General features: G+C 74.0%; 10 protein-coding genes. 7 read left to right on the top strand and 3 right to left on the bottom strand.

The window, feature by feature from the left end; genetic code table 11:
• Nucleotides 1-10: 10 nt before the first annotated feature.
• The 6 genes from AB0I67_RS15795 (at nt 11) to AB0I67_RS15770 (ending at nt 14,136) form a co-directional block, all read left to right on the top strand.
• A complete protein-coding gene (locus tag AB0I67_RS15795) occupies nt 11-5,065 on the top strand; it encodes an SDR family NAD(P)-dependent oxidoreductase (protein WP_357923573.1) in 5,055 nt (1,684 codons plus the stop codon).
• 5 nt (nt 5,066-5,070) lie between these two features.
• Entirely contained in the window at nt 5,071-5,238 is a 168-nt protein-coding gene (locus tag AB0I67_RS15790; protein ID WP_357923571.1) for an MbtH family NRPS accessory protein, read from the top strand.
• Nucleotides 5,235-10,550, top strand: a complete 5,316-nt coding sequence (locus AB0I67_RS15785) for an amino acid adenylation domain-containing protein (RefSeq protein ID WP_357923569.1) — start codon at nt 5,235-5,237, stop codon at nt 10,548-10,550. Before AB0I67_RS15790 ends, AB0I67_RS15785 begins: the two co-directional genes overlap by 4 nt.
• Nucleotides 10,547-12,358, top strand: coding sequence for a non-ribosomal peptide synthetase (locus AB0I67_RS15780; RefSeq protein ID WP_357923567.1), 1,812 nt, complete (start codon nt 10,547-10,549; stop codon nt 12,356-12,358). The genes AB0I67_RS15785 and AB0I67_RS15780 overlap by 4 nt, the downstream gene beginning before the upstream one ends.
• 83 nt (nt 12,359-12,441) lie before the next feature.
• Nucleotides 12,442-13,299, top strand: coding sequence for a helix-turn-helix transcriptional regulator (locus AB0I67_RS15775; protein WP_357923565.1), 858 nt, complete (start codon nt 12,442-12,444; stop codon nt 13,297-13,299).
• Between the two features lie 81 nt (nt 13,300-13,380).
• Complete coding sequence (locus AB0I67_RS15770; protein ID WP_357923563.1) at nt 13,381-14,136, top strand: glucose 1-dehydrogenase; 756 nt, start codon at nt 13,381-13,383, stop codon at nt 14,134-14,136.
• 3 nt (nt 14,137-14,139) lie between these two features.
• Here the strand turns inward: AB0I67_RS15770 and AB0I67_RS15765 are convergent, their stop codons facing one another.
• A complete protein-coding gene (locus AB0I67_RS15765; RefSeq protein WP_357923561.1) occupies nt 14,140-14,682 on the bottom strand; it encodes a TetR/AcrR family transcriptional regulator in 543 nt (180 codons plus the stop codon).
• A gap of 58 nt (nt 14,683-14,740) precedes the next feature.
• On the opposite strand from AB0I67_RS15765, the gene AB0I67_RS15760 reads away from it, so the two are divergent.
• Nucleotides 14,741-15,091, top strand: coding sequence for a VOC family protein (locus AB0I67_RS15760; protein WP_357923559.1), 351 nt, complete (start codon nt 14,741-14,743; stop codon nt 15,089-15,091).
• A gap of 15 nt (nt 15,092-15,106) precedes the next feature.
• Here AB0I67_RS15760 and AB0I67_RS15755 read toward each other — a convergent pair whose 3' ends face one another.
• Both AB0I67_RS15755 and AB0I67_RS15750 read right to left on the bottom strand, forming a co-directional pair.
• Nucleotides 15,107-15,985, bottom strand: a complete 879-nt coding sequence (locus tag AB0I67_RS15755) for a GntR family transcriptional regulator (protein ID WP_357923557.1) — start codon at nt 15,983-15,985, stop codon at nt 15,107-15,109.
• A 20-nt stretch (nt 15,986-16,005) separates the two neighbouring features.
• Entirely contained in the window at nt 16,006-17,265 is a 1,260-nt protein-coding gene (locus tag AB0I67_RS15750) for a carotenoid oxygenase family protein (RefSeq protein ID WP_357923556.1), read from the bottom strand.
• Nucleotides 17,266-17,274 lie beyond the last annotated feature (9 nt).

The raw sequence follows: 17,274 nt of genomic DNA, 5'->3' as shown, positions 1-17,274 counted from the left end.
GGAGTTCAGCGTGGAACCCATCGCGATCATCGGCATGAGCGCCAGGGTGCCGGGGGCCGGCGACCTGACGCAGTTCTGGCGCAACCTGGTCGACGGCGTCGAGTCGGTGACCGTCTTCAGCCGCGAGGAGCAACTCGCGCTGGGCGTCACCGAGGAGGAGTTGGACGACCCGGCGTTCGTGCCGGCCGTGCACGTGCTGGCCGACATGGAGGGCTTCGACGCGCCGCTGTTCGGCATGAGCGCGCGCGAGGCGGAGTTGGCCGACCCGCAGCAGCGGCTGTTCCTGGAGCAGTCGCACGCCGCGCTCGCCGACGCGGGCTACGACCCGGGGCAGTACGACGGCGAGATCGGCGTGTACGGCGGAGCAGGCCCGAGCACCTACCAGTGGCTCAACCTGCGCACCAACCCGCGCGTCGCCGGCGCGGGCCTGCTCGGCCTGTCGGTCGGCAACAACCCCGACTACATCGCCACCACCGTCTCCTACCGGCTGAACCTGCGCGGACCGAGCCTGAGCGTCACCACGGCCTGCTCGACCTCGCTGGTCGCCATCCACCTGGCCTGCGAGGCGCTGCGCAACGCCGAGTGCGACATGGCCCTGGCCGGCGGCGTCTGCATCGAGCTGCCCTACAGCCGCGGCTACGTCGCCCTCGACGGCTACACCTCCTCCTCCGGCCACGTGCGGCCCTTCGACGCCGGGGCCGACGGCACCATGTGGGGCAACGGCGTCGGCGTCGTGGCGCTCAAGCGGCTGTCGGACGCGCTGGAGGACGGCGACAACATCCGCGCCGTCGTGCTCGGCAACGCCATCAACAACGACGGCGCGACCAAGGTCGGCTTCTCCGCGCCCTCGCTGCAGGGCCAGGCCGAGGTGATCGCGCAGGCGCTGGGCATGGCCGAGGTCGACCCGCGCACCATCGGCTACGTCGAGGCGCACGGCACCGGCACCGCCATGGGCGACCCGATCGAGGTCGCGGCGCTGACCGCGGTCTACGGCCGCGACCACGACGACAGCGGCTGGTGCGGCCTGGGCTCGGTCAAGTCGAACCTGGGCCACCTCAGCCAGGCCTCCGGCGTGGTCGGCCTGATCAAGGCGGTGCTCGCGATGGAGCACGGCCTGATCCCGCCGACGGTCAACTACGAGCGGCCCAACCCGGCGATCGACTTCGACGCCACCCCGTTCTACGTCACCTCCAGCCTCACCAAGTGGGACAACGCGCAGGGCCCGCGCCGGGCGGCGGTCAGCTCGTTCGGCATCGGCGGCACCAACGCGCACCTGGTCCTGCAGGAGGCGCCGCCCCGCACGCCGGTCGCGGCGGAGGGCCCCGCGCTGATCCAGGTGTCGGCGCGCACGCCCGAGGCGCTGGAGGCCGCGCGCAAGCGCCTGATCGAGCACGTGGACGGGCTGTCGCCCGCCGACGACGTGACGCTCGCCGACGTGGCCCACACCCTGCGGGTGGGCAGGACCGCCTACCCGCACCGCGCCGCGATCGTCGCCGAGGACGCCTCGGCGCTGGCCAAGCGCTGGGAGAGCGGCCAGGCGGGCGAGCCCTCGGTCGCCTTCCTGTTCTCCGGCCAGGGCGCGCAGTACCCCGGCATGGGCGCCGCGCTCTACGCCGCCGAGCCCGCCTACGCCGCGGCGGTGGACCGCTGCGCCGAGCTGCTCCTGCCGGAACTCGGCGTGGACGTGCGCGCGGAGCTGACCGCCGAGGAGCTCGGGCAGACCAGGCTCACCCAGCCCGCGCTGTTCACCGTCGAGTACGCCCTGGCCTGCCTGTGGCAGGAGTGGGGCGTGCGCCCGGCGGCCATGATCGGCCACTCCATCGGCGAGTACGTGGCCGCCACCGTCGCCGGTGTCTTCGCCCTGCCGGACGCGCTGCGCCTGGTCGCGGCGCGCGGGCGGCTCATGCAGTCGATGCCGCCCGGCTCGATGCTGGCCGTCCAGCGCGACCCGGCCGAGCTGGCGGACCTGCTGCCGGAAGGCGTCTCGGTCGCCACGGTCAACGGGCCCGGCGCCTGCGTCGTGGCCGGGCCGACCGAGGCGATCGAGGCGTTCGCGGCCCTGCTGCGGTCCAAGGGCATGCGCTGCACCCCGCTGCGCACCTCGCACGCCTTCCACTCGGCGATGATGGACCCGATCCTGGACGAGTTCACCGCCCTGGTCGCCGCCGTGCCGCGGCAGGCGCCGCAGGTGCCGTTCCTGTCCAACGTGACCGGCACCTGGATCACCGACGCCCAGGCCACCGACCCCGCCTACTGGGCCCGCCACCTGCGCGAGCCGGTGCTGTTCGGCGAGTGCGTCCGCACCCTGACCGCCTCCCCCGGCGACTGGGCGCTGCTGGAGTGCGGGCCGGGCAAGCAACTGTCCAGCCTGGCGCGCATGCAGCTGCGTGACGCGGTCGCCGCCGGCGCCTTCGCCCCGGCCTCCAGCCTGCCCGGCCCCGGCGAGCAGGCCTCCGACCTCACCGTCCTGTACGGCGCCGCCGCCCGGCTGTGGGTCGCGGGCGTCCCGGTCGAGCTGCCCTCGCAGGGCCGCCGGGTCTCGCTGCCCGGCTACCCCTACGAGCGCACCCGCCACTTCGTCGAGCCGGGCGCCGGAGCCGTCACCCCCGCGCCCAGGCGCACCTCCTGGTACGAGGTCCCGGTCTGGAACCAGCTCCCGCCCGCGGAGCCCGGCGAGCCGATCGAGGCCTGCCTGCTGTTCGCCGACGGCCCGCGCGGCTCCCGCCTGGCCGCCGCCCTGCGCGCGGCCGGGACCACCGTCGTCGAGGTACGGCCCGGCGCCGCCTTCGAGGCGGTGGACGGCGGCTACACCCTGCGCCCCGGCGCGGCGGAGGACTACCAGGCCCTCGCCGCGGCGCTCCCGGCCACCCGGATCGTGCACGCCTGGGCGCTGGACGGCGAGCCGGTCCAGGAGCGCGGCTTCCTCAGCCTGCTCCACCTGCTCCAGTCCGTGCCTGCCGAGGGCCTGCGCCTGGACGTGCTCACCCAGGGCACCCAGGACCCGCTCGGCGGCGACCTGACCTGCCCGGAACACGCCACCGTCGCGGGCATCGTCCAGGTGGCGCCGCTGGAGCTGACCGGGCTGACCGTCACGCACGTGGACGTGGACGCCGCCACCAAGGACGCGGCCGTCCTGGCCGAGCTGCGCGCCCCCGCCGGTGAGCCGGTCGCCCTGCGCGGCGCCCGGCGCTGGCGGCGCGCGTTCGAGCCGGTCACCCCGCAACCGGCCGGGGAGGCGATCCGCGAAGGCGGCCGCTACCTGGTGACCGGCGGCCTCGGCGGGATCGGCATCACCCTGGCCGAGGACCTGGGCACCCGGTACAAGGCCCGGCTCGTGCTGCTGAGCCGTACCGGGCTGTCGGCCCACGACAGCCGCACGGCCCGGGCGCTGGCCGCGATCCGCCGCATCGAGCAGGCGGGCGGCCAGGTCACCGTGGTCGAGGCCGACGTCACCGACCCGGCGCCCGAGCGGGTCCTGGCCGCCTACGGCGGGCTCGACGGCGTCGTGCACGCCGCCGGCCTGCCCGGCGACGGCATGATCGAGGTCCGCGACCCCGACCAGGTCGAGCGGGTCCTGACGCCCAAGGTCGCCGGCACGATCGCGCTCTGGAACGCCTTCAAGGACCAGGACCTCGACTTCTTCGCCCTGTGCTCGTCGGTGACCGCGCTCACCGGCGGCCTCGGCCAGGTCGACTACACCGCGGCCAACGCCTTCCAGGACGCCTTCGCCCGTGCCCACGAAGGCGTGGTCGCCATCAACTGGGGCGGCTGGCTGGAGGTGGGCATGGCGGTCGAGACCGGCGGCGACCCCGTGCGCCACCAGTTGCTCGGCTCCAGGAGCGGCCCGGTGGTCAGGGGCGTGCTGTCGGCCGCCGCGCACTGGGTCCTGGACGAGCACCGCATCGGCGGCACCCCGGTCCTGCCCGGCACCGCCCAGCTCGAGCTCGCCCGCGCGGCCTTCGAGGCCTGCGTGCCCGGCCAGGACGGCCAGGCGATCGAGCTGAGCGACGTGGTGTTCGCCGAGCCGCTGGCCGTCCTGGAGCCCACCGAGGTCAGCGTGACGGTCACCGACGGCCGCTTCGAGGTGGCCGCGGGCGGCCGGGCCCGCACCTCCGGCGGCGCCGCCTGGGTGAGCGCCATCCCGGCGAAGGTCGAACCGGGCGAGCTGCTCGGCCGGCTGCGGCCGGCCACGCCCGAGCCGGGCGAGAGCGCCATCACCTTCGGACCGCACTGGCGCGAGCCCGGGCAGGTCTGGCACGGCGAGGGCGAGGAGCTGGCCCTGGTCGAGGCGGTCTTCCCCGAGGAGGCCGGCCAGTGGGTGCTGCACCCGGCGCTGCTGGACGTGGCCACCTCCTTCGGCGCCTCGCGCACCGGCACCTACCTGCCGCTCGGCTACGGCCGGCTGCTGGTGCACGCGCCGCTGCCCGCCCGCTTCTACAGCCACCTGCGCCACCGCAGCACCACTGCCGAGCTGGTCGCCGCCGACCTGACGCTGTTCGACGAGAGCGGCGCGGTGCTGGTGGAGATCGAGGAGTTCCTGCTGCGCCGGGTGGACGCGGCGGGCCTGGACGTCGCCCGGGCCGCCGCCCCGGTCAAGGAGGCCGACCGGACCGGCATCCGGCCGGCCGAAGGCGCCGAGGCCTTCCGCGCGGTCCTGGCCTCCGGGCTCGGGCCGCAGGTGGTGGTCAGCGCGGTCGCGCTCGCCGAGGTGGCCGAACGCGAACGCGAACCGCTCGCGGCCCCGCAGGCCGCCGCGGGCGCGCCGGCCGAGCGGGCCACGCCGTACAACGCGCCGGCCACCGAGCTCGGCCGCACCATCGCCCGCATCTGGGGCGAGGTGCTGGGCGTGGCCGGCGTCGGCGGCGACGACGACTTCTTCGACCTGGGCGGCAACTCCCTGGTCGCCGTCCAGCTCATCGCCCAGATCAGGGCGGCGACCGGCGTCAAGCTGCCCATGCGCACGTTGTTCGAGGCGCCCACGGTCGACCAGATGGCCGCCCGCGTCGAGCAGCTCAGCGTCAAGGAGCCGGCGCCCACCACGATCCCGAGACTGTCCCGGAGGTGACCACCATGTGGCTGGTAGTACTCAACGACGACGAGCAGTACTCCATCTGGGCCGCCGAGAGCCCGCTGCCCGCGGGCTGGCGTCCCGCCGGCTTCGAGGGTGACAGGCAGGCCTGCCTGGACCACATCGACCAGGTCTGGACCGACATGCGGCCGAAGCGGGTGCGCCGGTGACCGAACTTGTCCAGGTGGGCGAGTGGCTGGCGCCCGCCTCCTTCGCGCAGGAGCGCGTCTGGCTGGCCGCGCAGCTCGCCGGGGACGTCCCGGCGTACAACGTGGTCGACGCCGCCCCGCTCGACCTGCCGCTCGACCCCGAGACGATCACCGAGGCGCTGGCCGAGGTGGTGCGCAGGCACGAGACGCTCCGCACCGGCCTGCGCGTGGTCGACGGCGCTCTGACCCAGGTCGTGCTGGACGAGGTGCCCGTGGCGCCCGACCTGGCCGACCTGAGCGACCTGCCAGAGGCCGAGCAGCAGGCGCGGCTCCAGGAGCTGCTGGCCGGGTACGGCAAGCTGACGCTCGACCTGGAGTCTGCGCCGCTGTGGCGGGCCACGATCGTCCGGCTGGCGCCCGAACGCTGGCGGCTGGCCTTCGTCGCCCACCACACCGTGGTCGACGCGGGCTCCGAGCAGAACCTGGCCGCCGAGCTGCGCGAGCTGTGCGCGGCGGCGGTCGAGGGCCGCCCGGCCGAGCTGCCCGAGCTGGCCATCCAGTACGCCGACTTCGCCGCGTGGCAGCGCGAGAGCCTGTCGGGCGAGGCGCTGGAGGCGGAGCTCGACTGGTGGCGCGCGCGGCTGGCCGACCTGCCACCCGTGCACGCCCTGCCCACCGACCGGCCCCGGCCGGCGCTGCCCTCGCACCGGGGCGCCGACGTGACCTTCACGCTCGGCGCCGAGTTGCTGGCGGCGGTGAACGCGCTGGCCAGGCAGCACAAGGCCAGCACCTACATGGTGCTGCACGCCGCCCTGGCCGCGCTGCTGCACCGGCTGTCCGGCCAGTCCGACATCGTGATCGGCGCGCTGGTCGCCGGGCGCGACCGGGCCGAGCTGGCGCCGCTGATCGGCATGTTCGTCAACAACGTGGTCCTGCGCAGCGACCTGAGCGGCGACCCGACCTTCGCCGAACTGGTCGAGCGCGAGCGCGAGCAGATCCTGGAGTCCTGGGAGCACCAGGAGGTGCCCTTCCACAAGGTCGTCGAGGCGGTCTCCCCGCGCCGCGACCCGGGCGTGCACCCGCTGTTCCAGATCAGCCTCAACTACCTGCCGCACTCGGGCACCGGCTACGGCAACGGGACCTCGCGGCGCGACCTGGCCTTCGAGCTGACCTCCGGCGAGTGCCGCCTGGAGTACGCCACCGACCTGTTCGACGCCGCGAGCGCCGCCGCGCTGGCCGAGCGCTACGTCCGGCTGCTGGCCGAGGCGGTCGGCCGGCCCTCACTGCGGGTCTCCGAGCTGCCGCTGGTGTCGCCCGAGGAGTACGACTGGCACGTCCACGGGCGCAACGACACCGCCGCGCCGTACCAGGACCAGGCCACCCTGCACGGCCTCATCGAGGAGCAGGTGGCCCGCACCCCGGACGCGCCCGCGGTGACCTTCGAGGGCCGCACGCTGAGCTACGCCGAGATCAACGCCATGGCCAACCGCATCGCGCACGGCCTGCGCGGGCGCGGCGTCGGGCCGGAGACGCTCGTGGGCGTCTGCGCCGAGCGCTCCTTCGAGCTGGTCGCGGCGATCCTCGGCGTGATGAAGGCGGGCGGGGCCTACCTGCCGCTCGACCCCGAGTACCCGGTCGACCGGCTGGCCTTCCTGGTCGAGGACGCGCAGGCGCCGGTCCTGCTGGCGCAGAGCCACCTGCTCGGGCTGCTGCCCGAAGGCGTGCAGGTCGTGCCGCTGGACGAGCCCTGGGACGAACCCGGCCACGACCCCGAGCCGCTGGCCACCTCGGCCAACCTGGCGTACATGATCTACACCTCCGGCTCGACCGGCCGGCCGAAGGGCGTGCCGACGCCCCACTCGGCCGCGGTCAACCACATCGACGACATGCAGCGCCGCCACGGGCTCGGCCCCGGCGACGTGATGCTGCAGAAGACGGTGATGAGCGCCGACGTGTCGATGCGCGAGTTCATGTGGCCGCTGCAGACCGGCGCCCGCATGGTGCTGGCCAAGCCGGGCGGGCACAAGGACGCCGCCTACCTGCGCGACCTGATCAACGCCGAGCGGGTCACGGTGACCAACTTCGTGCCGTCGATGCTCGCGGTCTTCCTGGAGGAGGACGTCTCCTCCTGCACCTCGCTGCGGGTGGTGACCAGCGGCGGCGAGGCGCTGCCCGGGCACGTCGGGGCGCGCTTCTGCCGGACGCTGCCCGGCTGCCGGCTGGTCAACATCTACGGCCCGACCGAGACGACCATGGACGTGACCTGGTGGCCGGTCACCCCGGAGGGCATCGACGGCGAGACCGTCGCGCCGCTGGGCGGACCCATCCAGAACACCACGATCTACGTGCTCGACGCGGCCCTGCGCCCGCAGCCGCCCGGCGTGGCCGGCGAGCTGTGCGTGGGCGGCGTCCAGGTCGCGCGCGGCTACCACCGGCGGCCCTCGCTGACCGCCGACCGCTTCGTCCCCGACCCGTACGGCCCGCCGGGCAGCCGCCTGTACCGCACCGGCGACCTGGCCCGCTGGCGGCCCGACGGCACGCTGGAGTTCCTGGGCCGCACCGACGGCCAGATCAAGCTGCGCGGCCTGCGCATCGAGCTGGGCGAGATCGAGTCCGCCCTGCGCGACCAGCCGGGCGTGCGCGACGCGGTCGTGCTGGTGCGCGAGGACACCCCGGGTGACAAGCGCCTGGTCGGCTACCTCGCGGTCGACGCCGAGCCGGACCTGGCCCAGCTCCGCGTCGAGCTGCGCAAGCGGCTGCCCGACCACATGGTGCCCACCGCGTTCGTCACCATGGACCGCTTCCCCTCCACCACCAACGGCAAGCTGGACCGCAAGGCGCTCCCCGCGCCCGAGGGCCAGCGTCTGCTGGTCGCCGAGAGCGTCGCCCCGCGCACCGACACCGAGCGCGAGATCGCCGCGATCTGGTCGGAGGTCCTCGGTATCGAGGGCCTGGGCGTGGACGACGACTTCTTCGAGCTCGGCGGCCACTCGCTGCTGGCCACCCAGGTCGTGGCCAAGCTGCGCCGGCTCACCGACGCCACCGGGCGGCAGGTCAGCGTCATGGACCTGTTCGCCTCGCCGACCATCCGGCAGCTCGCCGAGCTGATCGACGGGCCGGAGGAGACCGAGCGGCGGCTGCTGCACCAGCTCACCAAGCGCTCCTCGCGCGAGGCCGAGCTGTCGATCGTCTGCGTGCCGTACGGCGGGGGCAGCGCGGTGGTCTACCTGCCGCTGGCCGAGTCGCTGCCCGCCGGGCACGCGCTGTACTCCCTGGCCATCCCCGGCCACGACGTCGGCCTGGACGAGGAGGCACTGCCCTTCGAGGAGCTGGCGGCCCGCTCGACCGAGGAGATCCTGGCACGGGTGTCCGGCCCGATCGTGCTCTACGGGCACTGCGGCGTCGGCGGCGCGCTGGTCATCGAGCTGGCCCGCCGGCTGGAGGCGGCGGGGCGCGAGGTGCGGGCCGTCTACACCGGCGGCGTCTTCCCCGCCGCCCGGCCGACCGGCGCGGTCAGCAAGTTCCTGACCTGGTTCGACAGCAAGTCCAGCAACCGCCACCACGCCAACTGGCTCAAGGGCATGGGCGTCGACATGGACGAGCTCGACCCGGCGCAGGCCGACCGGATCGTGGCCAACATGCGGCACGACACGCGCAACGCCGAGGCGTACTTCACCCGGCTGCTGGAGGAGAAGGCCACGCCGCTGCGGGCGCCGATCATCTCGGTCGTCGGCGAGCGTGACCCGCTGACCGACTACCACCAGGAGCGCTACACCGAGTGGGGCTTCCTCACCTGCACGACCGCGCTGGTGGTCCTGGACGAGGCGGGGCACTTCTTCGTCAAGCACCGGGCGGGCGAGCTGGCGCGCATCCTCACCGAGACGCACCTCTCCCTGACCGGCGAGCTCGACGGGGAGACCTGGCGGCTCGAAGGCGTCTCCGGGGCGACCCCGGCTGCACCGGAGGCTGCCGGGCAGGCCGCTGCGACGCCTGCTGCGGCTCCCCCGGCCGATCCGGCGTTGCGGCGCTTCCTGGCCGTCACGCTGGGGCAGCTCCTGTCCCTGCTCGGCTCGGCGCTCACCCAGTGGGCCGTGCCGGTGTGGATCTTCACCGAGACCCGCTCGTACGTGTGGTTCGGCCTGGTCGGCGTGCTCGCGTACGCTCCCGGCCTGATCGTCATGCCGCTGGCCGGCGCGCTGGCCGACCGGCACGACCGCCGCCGCGTGCTGTTGCTGTCCAGCCTGGCGGCGGGCGCCTGCCAGGCGGCGATGGCCGCGCTCGTCTTCACCGGACGAACCAGCGTGGTCCCGATCCTGGTCCTGGTGGGCCTGCTCAGCATCGCCTCGGTCTTCGAACGCGTCACCTTCACCGCCTCCATCCCGCAGCTCGCTCCCAAGCGCTACCTCGGGCACGCCAACGGCGTCGCGCAGCTCGTCAACGGCACCGCGATGCTGGTGATGCCGCTGATCGCCGCCAGCCTGCTGGCCGCGCTCGGCCTCGGCGGGGTCCTGGCCATCCCGGTCGCCAGCTACGTCGTGGCGGTCACCGTCCTGGTCATGGTCCGCTTCCCCGACCTGCTCGGCCGCCGCCGCCGCGAGCCGCTGCTCAAGGAGATGGCGGAAGGACTGCGGTACTCGTGGGGCAACCGCGGCTTCCGCGCGATGCTGATCTACTTCTCCGTGCTCAACCTGCTGCTCGCCGCCCCGCTGTTCCTGGTCTCCCCCATGGTCCTGGGCTTCGGCACCACCGCCGACGTCGGCGCGGTCGCCTTCGCCGAAGGCATCGGCACCGTGCTCGGCGGCCTGCTCATGGCGGTGTGGGGCGGCCCGCAGAAGCGGCGCATGGTCCGCCTGATGACCTTCACGCTGCTCGTCGCCGCGTGCTGCTTCGTCACGGGCCTGCGGCCCTCGCTGCCGCTCATCGCCTTCGGCCTGTTCGGCATGGGCTTCGGGCTGGCGCTCAGCCAGGGCGTCTACACCACGATCGTGCAGATCAAGGTGCCGCAGCGCTTCCACGGCCGGGTGGTCTCCATCAACCAGGCCATCTCGTGGGCGGCCTTCCCGCTCGGCTTCGGCGTGCTGACGCCGCTGGCGGGCAGCGTCCTGGAGCCGCTGATGCAGCAGCAGGGCGCGCTCGCCGGCACCCTCGGCACGCTGATCGGCACCGGACCCGGCCGCGGCCTGGCCCTGGCGTACCTGCTGTGCGGCGCGGGCCTGGCGCTCGCCGCCGCCATCGGCCTGCGCACCAAGGTCCTGGCCGGGCTCGACACCGACCTGCCCGACGCCCTGCCCGACGACCTCATCGGCATCCAGCAACTGGCGGCCCGCTCATGACCACCGGACAGTTCGCCCACCTGCACCGCGGCGACCCCGCCCACACCTCCTGGGAGGCCGGCAGCCTCCACGGCCGGTTCTGGGAGGTCGTCGCCGAGCACCCCGACCGGCCCGCGGTGATCGGCACCGACGAGACGCTCAGCTACGCCGAACTCGGCGCCCGCGCCCGGGCCGTCGCCGCGGCCGTCGACGGGGCCAAGCGGGTGGCCATTCTGGTCGACCACGGGCCCGACCTGATGGCCGCCATCCTCGGCGCGCTCAGCGCCGGGGCGCTCTACATCCCCCTGGACCCGCTCTACCCGGTCCGGCGGCTGGAGCAGATGGCCGAGCTGGCCGAGCCCGACGCGGTCGTCATCTCGCCGCGGCACCGGGAGCTGGCCGCGCGGCTGGCTCCCGGGGTCCCGCACGTCGTCCCCACCGGTACGGCAGGCTTCACGCCCGTGGCGGTGGATCCGGACGCGCCCGCCTACATCCTGTTCACCTCCGGCTCCACGGGGGTGCCCAAGGGCGTCGTGCAGACCCATCGCAACGCGCTGTTCCAGGTGCGCACCCACACCGCGAACCTGCGGCTGGGGCCGGGCGACCGGGTGAGCGTGCTGTCGTCGTTCAGCTTCGACATGGCGGTGACCGACGGGTTCTCCGCCGTGCTGAACGGGGGCGCCGCCGTACCGGTTGACCTGCACCGGCACGGGCTCAACGACCTCGCCGCGCACCTGGACGCGCACGGCGTCACCGTCTACCACTCGACGCCGACCGTCTACCGGCACCTGCTCGACTCCCTGGCCCCCGGCCGGCGGCTGGCGAGCGTGCGCGCGGTCCTGCTCGGCGGCGAGGAGGTGGTACGGCGAGACCTCGAACGGTTCGTGGCGCACTTCCCCGACGGGTCGGTGTTCATCAACGGCTACGGGGCCACCGAGATCTCCTTCGCCGTCCAGAACCACCTGACGACGGCCGCCATCGAGGCCGGGCAGGGCGTGGGCGCCGGGGTCGTGCCGATCGGCCGGCCCCTGGACGGCGCCGGAGTCGAGCTGCGGGCGGTCACCGACGGGATCGGCGAGATCGTCATCCGCAGCGCCCACCTGGCCTCGTACTGGCGGGTGGACGACCCGCGCTTCGGCGTGGACCCCGACGGCACCCGCTTCTACCGCACCGGCGACCTGGGCCGCTGGCTGCCCGACGGCCTCCTGCTCTACCAGGGCCGGGCCGACCGGCAGGTGAAGATCCGTGGCAACCGGGTGGAGCTGGGCGAGGTGGAGGCGGCCCTGGCCGCGCTCCCGGACGTCGACCGGGCCGCGGTCGCGGTGCGCGACGGCTCGCTCGTCGCCTACGTGAAGGGCCGTGCCACCGGAGTCCGCGAGGCGCTGGCCGAGGCCCTGCCCGCCTTCATGGTCCCCTCCCGGGTCGTTCCGGTGGACGCCTTCCCGCTGACGCCGACCGGCAAGATCGACGTCAACGCCCTGCCCGACCCCGTCATCGTGCCCGAGGACTCCCCCGCACCCGTGGGCGAGCCCGCCCGCACCATCGCGGCCATCTGGTCCGAGGTCCTCGGCGTGGAGCGGGTGGGAGCGAGCACCGCCTTCTTCGACCTGGGCGGCGACTCGCTGCGCATGGGCCGCGTCCAGCGTCGCCTGGAGGAGTCGCTGGGGGTGAAGGTGCCGCTCGCCACCCTCTACGCCCACCCGACGGTCACCTCCCTCGCCACCCACCTCAGCCAGACCCGATCCTCGGCGCCGGACGTCTCCCTCACCTCCGCCGCCACCGACCGCGCCGCCCGCCGCCGCCAGGCCCGAACCCGCCCCGGCACCTGAGCCGAGCAGCTTGCGGCCGCACTGGACAGGTTGGCCCGGGCCTCGGACTGGGCGGCTTCGGGGCTGGGCCTAGCATGGCGTTCGTGCACATCGCGAAGCTGCCCGCCGAAGCGCGGGCCAGGCGGTCCGCGGAGATGCGGGAGTTCCTGCGCTCGCGCCGGGCCAGGGTCACCCCGGTCGAGGCGGGGCTGGCCGCTGGGGACAGCCGCGCGCGCCGTACCCCGGGGTTGCGGCGCGAGGAGGTCGCGGTCCTGGCCGGGGTGGGCGTGTCCTGGTACACGTGGCTGGAGCAGGGCCGCGAGATCAACGTGTCCGGCGAGGTCCTGGACGCGATCGCCCGGGTGCTCCGCCTGGACGCGGCCGAACGGGAACACCTCTACCTGCTGGCCGGTCTCAACCCGCCACAGGCGCCACCGGTGGCGGTCCGGCGGGTGCCGGACGGGTTGCGCCAGGTGATCGACTCCTGGTTGCCGCGCCCGGCCTACCTGCTGGACCGGCACTGGAACCTGGTGGCGGTCAACCGGGCGGCCGAGGCGGTCTTCGGGTACGGCGAGGACGACCACAACTGCCTGGTCACCTTCTTCGCCGGCGCCCGCTTCCGTTCGTCGTTGCTGCACTGGCGCGATGCCGCCCACGCCATCGCGGGCCAGTTCCGGGCGGATGCCGCCCGCTACCCCGACGACGCGGAGTTCGGGCGCCTGGCGGCGGACCTGTGCGCGGTCAGTCCGGAGTTCGCCGAGATCTGGGCCGAGCACGACATCCGAGGCGCGAGCACCGGCAGGAAGACCGTCCTGCACCCGGACGTGGGTGAGCTGACCTTCGACTACGCCACGCTGACCCTCCCCGACCTTCCGGGTCACCGCCTGCTGCTGCACACGCCCGCGGCGGGCACGGACACCGAGCAGCGCCTCGCCGCCCTCCTGGGGGCCGCCGTCGGGTGAGGCGGGCCGGAAGGTGGTGGTGACGGACCCAGGTTCGTCACGCACTGCCGGTCCGGCGGCGAGCCGCCCAGGATGATGGTCATGGAACGCTTCACCAACCGCACAGTCCTGATCACCGGCGGCACCTCGGGCATGGGCCTGGCCACCGCCCGCCGCCTGCTCGACGAGGGCGCCTACGTCGTCATCACCGGCCGCGACGAGGCCCGGCTGCGGCGGGCCGCCGCCGAGCTCGACGCCGGGCCGCGCCTGCTGACCGTCCGCGCCGACGCCGCCGACCTGGCCGACCTGGACCGGCTGATGCGCCGGGTCGAGACGTGGCGCGGCGGCCTCGACGCGGTCTTCGCCAACGCCGGCACCGGCGTCTTCAAACTGAGCTCCGAGCTGACCGAAGCCGACTTCGACCAGGCGAGCGACGTCAACTTCAAGGGGGTCTACTTCACCGTGCAGAAGGCGCTCCCGCTGCTGAAGGAGGGCGGCGCGATCGTGCTGAACGCCTCGTGGACGATCCACCGCGGGCTGCCGGTCGCCTCGGTCTACTCGGCGACCAAGGCCGCGGTGCACAACCTGGCCCGCACGCTGGGATCCGAGCTGGCGCCGCGCGGCATCCGCGTCAACTCGGTCAGCCCGGGTTACATCGACACCGAGATGTACCGCGGGGCCAACCCGGACCCGGAGGCCGACCGGCGTAACGCGGCCGAGGTGCCACTGGGCTCCATCGGGCACGCTGCCGAGGTGGCCGCCGCCGTGGCGTTCCTGGCCTCCGATGACGCGTCCTACATCACCGGGCAGGACCTGGTGGTCGACGGAGGGCTGGTCGGGTCGGTTCCCCACCGGTAGAGGTCAGCCGGGTGACCGGAGGTGGAGGGCGGCGAGGGCGGCGCGAGCCTGGCCGGGCGGGGCGCCGTCGGCGATCGCGGCGAGGGCGGCGCGCCAGGCGGCGGCGAGGATGCGGCCCAGCAGGGGCGCCGGGGCGTGGCGGCCGAGCAGGTCGGCGAGGGCATCCTGGGCGGTGCCGGAGGGTGGCTCGCCCAGGATGTGCAGGAAGTTCTCCCGCACCGCGAAGTCGAGGCCGACCAGCAGGGCGGACATCACGGCGGCCGAGTTGACGGGCGCCGGCCCGTCAGGGCTGGGGGACGTCGGGGAGGCGGCGGCCAGGGCGCCCTCCATGCGGTCCAGCAGGCGGCGTTCGACGTCGTCGCGGACGAAGGCGTACAGGCCGAGCTTGCTGCCGAAGTGGTGGTAGAGCGCGCCGGTGGTGACCTTGGCCGCCGCCGCCAGTTCGGCGACCGTCACCTCCTCGAAAGGCCGGGCGCCGAACTCCTTGACCGCGGCGAGGACGAGTCGGCCCTTGGGGGACGTCGAAACCGGGATCCATTCGCGCACGCCACCATAATGCCGTTATGCTCAGAGGAAATCCAGTTACGACCAGGAGGCAGCTCCCATGAAGCTCGAGTTCCTGTTCATCCCGACCTCCGACCTCAAGGCCTCGCTCGCCCTCTACCGCGACAGCCTCGGCTTCAGCGAGCAGTGGCGCGAGGGCGACACCACCGTCGCGCTGGGCCTGCCGGGCTCGGACGTGCAGATCATGCTGGACACGCACGACTCGTCCGCGCCGGTCGCGCCGGTGTTCGTGGTCGAGAGCGTCGAGGCCTTCCACGCGGCCCGCCCGGAGACGCTCGCCGTCGTCGAGGAGCCCGCGGAGATCCCCGGCGGCTTCCAGGCCACCTACCGGGATCCGGGCGGCGCGACGCTCATCGTCATGGACCAGTCCACCGACCAGACCGCTTCGTAGGCTCAGGACCCGGGGTCAGCCCCGGCGGTGGGGGGTGATCACGAAGGTGAGGCCGTCCAGGACCCGTTCGAGGCCGAAGGCGAACAGCGACTCCAGGTCGAGTTCCGCGTCGGCCCCGGCGACCTGGGCGACCAGCGGCCCCTCGGCCGACAGCCGGGCCCTGCCCCACTGGATGCTGGTCATCCCGGTGTCCAGTTCGGCGGCGGCCTCGCTCTCGATGTTGATCGCCGTGCCTCGCACGTAGTTCACCAGCGTGCCGTACACGTGCATGCGGGTGGTCGGGTCGAGCCCGAGGCCGTCGAGGGCGCGCAGGGTCCACACGCCGTACGCGAGCTGCGCGGGCAGCATCGCCGGGCGGGTGATGGACACCAGCCGGGGCAGCCAGGGGTGGCGCTGGTAGGCCGCCCATTGGAGCTGGGCGGCCACCCGCAGGTGGGAACGCCAGCCCGGCGGCGGCTCCGGGTAGACGATCTCGGCGAAGGCGGCCTCGGCGATCAGGTGCGTGAGCTCGGCCTTGGCCTCCAGGTGCCGGTAGAGGGTCATGGTGGCGACGCCGAGCTTGGCGGCCACGGCCCGCATGGACAGGCCGGCCAGCCCGTCGGCGTCGGCGATCTCCATGGCCACGCGGACGACGCGGTCCCGTGCGATGCCGCCTGCCGTACGGGAGGGAAGCCGGCGCGAAGCGACCACCGCGCCGACGCGGGGCTTCGACTCGATCGCGCCCGCCTGCTTGAGCGCGGCCAGCGCCTTGGTGGCCGTCGCCATCGCCACGCCCCAGTCGTGCATGATCGCCCGGGTGGTCGGGACGGGGTCGCCGGGCCGCAGCTCGCCGTCGGCGATGCGGCGCTCGATCTCGGCGACGATCCGGAGGTACGGCGGATGCGGATCGCTCACACCGGTCATGCTGTCACGCCTCAGCGGTCGGGCAGCCAGTTGCCGTGCAGGCCGAGCGGCACCCGGGCGGGCAGGTGGACGCGGGCGACGGGCTCGCCGGTGAAGTCCTGGGCCGAGAGGATCACCAGGTCGCCCGCGCCGCGCGCCGGGTTGTGCACGTAGGCGAGCAGGTAGCCGTCGTCCTCGCCCTCCCCCGCTGCGGCGAACACGGCCTCGCCGGTCGCCTCGTCCCGGCCGAAGGCGTGCACCTCGGCGGTCCCCCGCTCCAGGTCGTGCTTGACCAGGGCGTTGACGAAGGCGTCGTCCGGCGGCGCGCCCTCGGGCACGGACGGCATCCCGTAGAACGAGGTCGCGGCCGAGTAGCCGTAGCGGTAGGGCCGGGTCAGCCGGGCCTCGTTCACCCGGGGGAAGTCCTGCGGCCGGTCGTCGACGCGCCGCTGGTGGAGGGCGTTTTGAGTGATCGTCCAGCGGTCCAGGACGGGCCGGATCGCGCCCGGGTCGGCCGGGTCGAACGGGCCCTGGGCGGTGACCAGGTCGACCACCACCGACCCGCCGTCGTCGTAGGCGTTGAGCGTGTGGCTGACGTGGACCGGCTCGATCTCGTGCCAGCGCACCTCGCCCCCGGCGCGGGGCATCACGCCCACCCGGGTCGGCCGGCCGGGCTCCCACCGGCACTCGAACCCGTCGAAGCCGAGCGGGGTGTCCCACAGCACGACGTGGTTCTCGGTGAGCGCGAAGTCGTGCAGGAACGGCGTGCGGGCCATGGGGATGCTGACGCTCCGGACGACCGTGCCCCCGGCGTCGGTCACGATGTGCTGCACGAAGGCGTGCCCCGGCATGTACGACAGGGAGTGCAGCTCGCCGGTGCGCGGGTCGTGCTTGGAGTGCGCCCCGGCGGTGAAGCCCTCCGCGGTGCCGCCCAGGGCGCACAGCCCCACGGTGTCGAGCTCCGCGTCCAGCTCGGCCGGCGGCAGGCCGCCTTCGGCCATCGCGAAGGTACGGCCGGCATGCTCGATCACGTTCACTATGGGGGCGAACCCCGGCGTGCGGACGAAGCGGTTGCGGTACCACTCGGCCCGGCCCTCGCGCAGCCGTACCCCGTGGACCATGCCCTGGCCCATGCCCCAGATGTGCACGGCCGGGTCCTCCACGCCCAGGGCGTTGGGCCCGTTGCGCAGGTAGCGGCCGTTCAGCTCGGCGGGGATGCGGCCGGTGACCGGCAGGTCGAAAGCGGTGATCTCTTCGGTGACGGGGGCGAAGTCCCCTTCGAGGTATCTCATGGGGACACC

Origin of the sequence: Nonomuraea sp. NPDC050310, assembly GCF_040655795.1 — a bacterium.
In the GTDB taxonomy this organism is placed as follows: domain Bacteria; phylum Actinomycetota; class Actinomycetes; order Streptosporangiales; family Streptosporangiaceae; genus Nonomuraea.
The sequence above is the reverse complement of the archived record's forward strand: the minus strand, read 5'-3'. Positions and strand labels throughout refer to the sequence as shown.

What these genes read in the sequence shown, in the direction of transcription:
- AB0I67_RS15770 (WP_357923563.1), top strand. Translation starts at nt 13,381, where the DNA reads ATGGAACGCTTCACCAACCGCACAGTCCTGATCACCGGCGGCACCTCG.
- AB0I67_RS15790 (WP_357923571.1), top strand. Translation starts at nt 5,071, where the DNA reads ATGTGGCTGGTAGTACTCAACGACGACGAGCAGTACTCCATCTGGGCC.
- AB0I67_RS15760 (WP_357923559.1), top strand. Translation starts at nt 14,741, where the DNA reads ATGAAGCTCGAGTTCCTGTTCATCCCGACCTCCGACCTCAAGGCCTCG.
- AB0I67_RS15780 (WP_357923567.1), top strand. Translation starts at nt 10,547, where the DNA reads ATGACCACCGGACAGTTCGCCCACCTGCACCGCGGCGACCCCGCCCAC.
- AB0I67_RS15750 (WP_357923556.1), bottom strand. Translation starts at nt 17,265, where the DNA reads ATGAGATACCTCGAAGGGGACTTCGCCCCCGTCACCGAAGAGATCACC.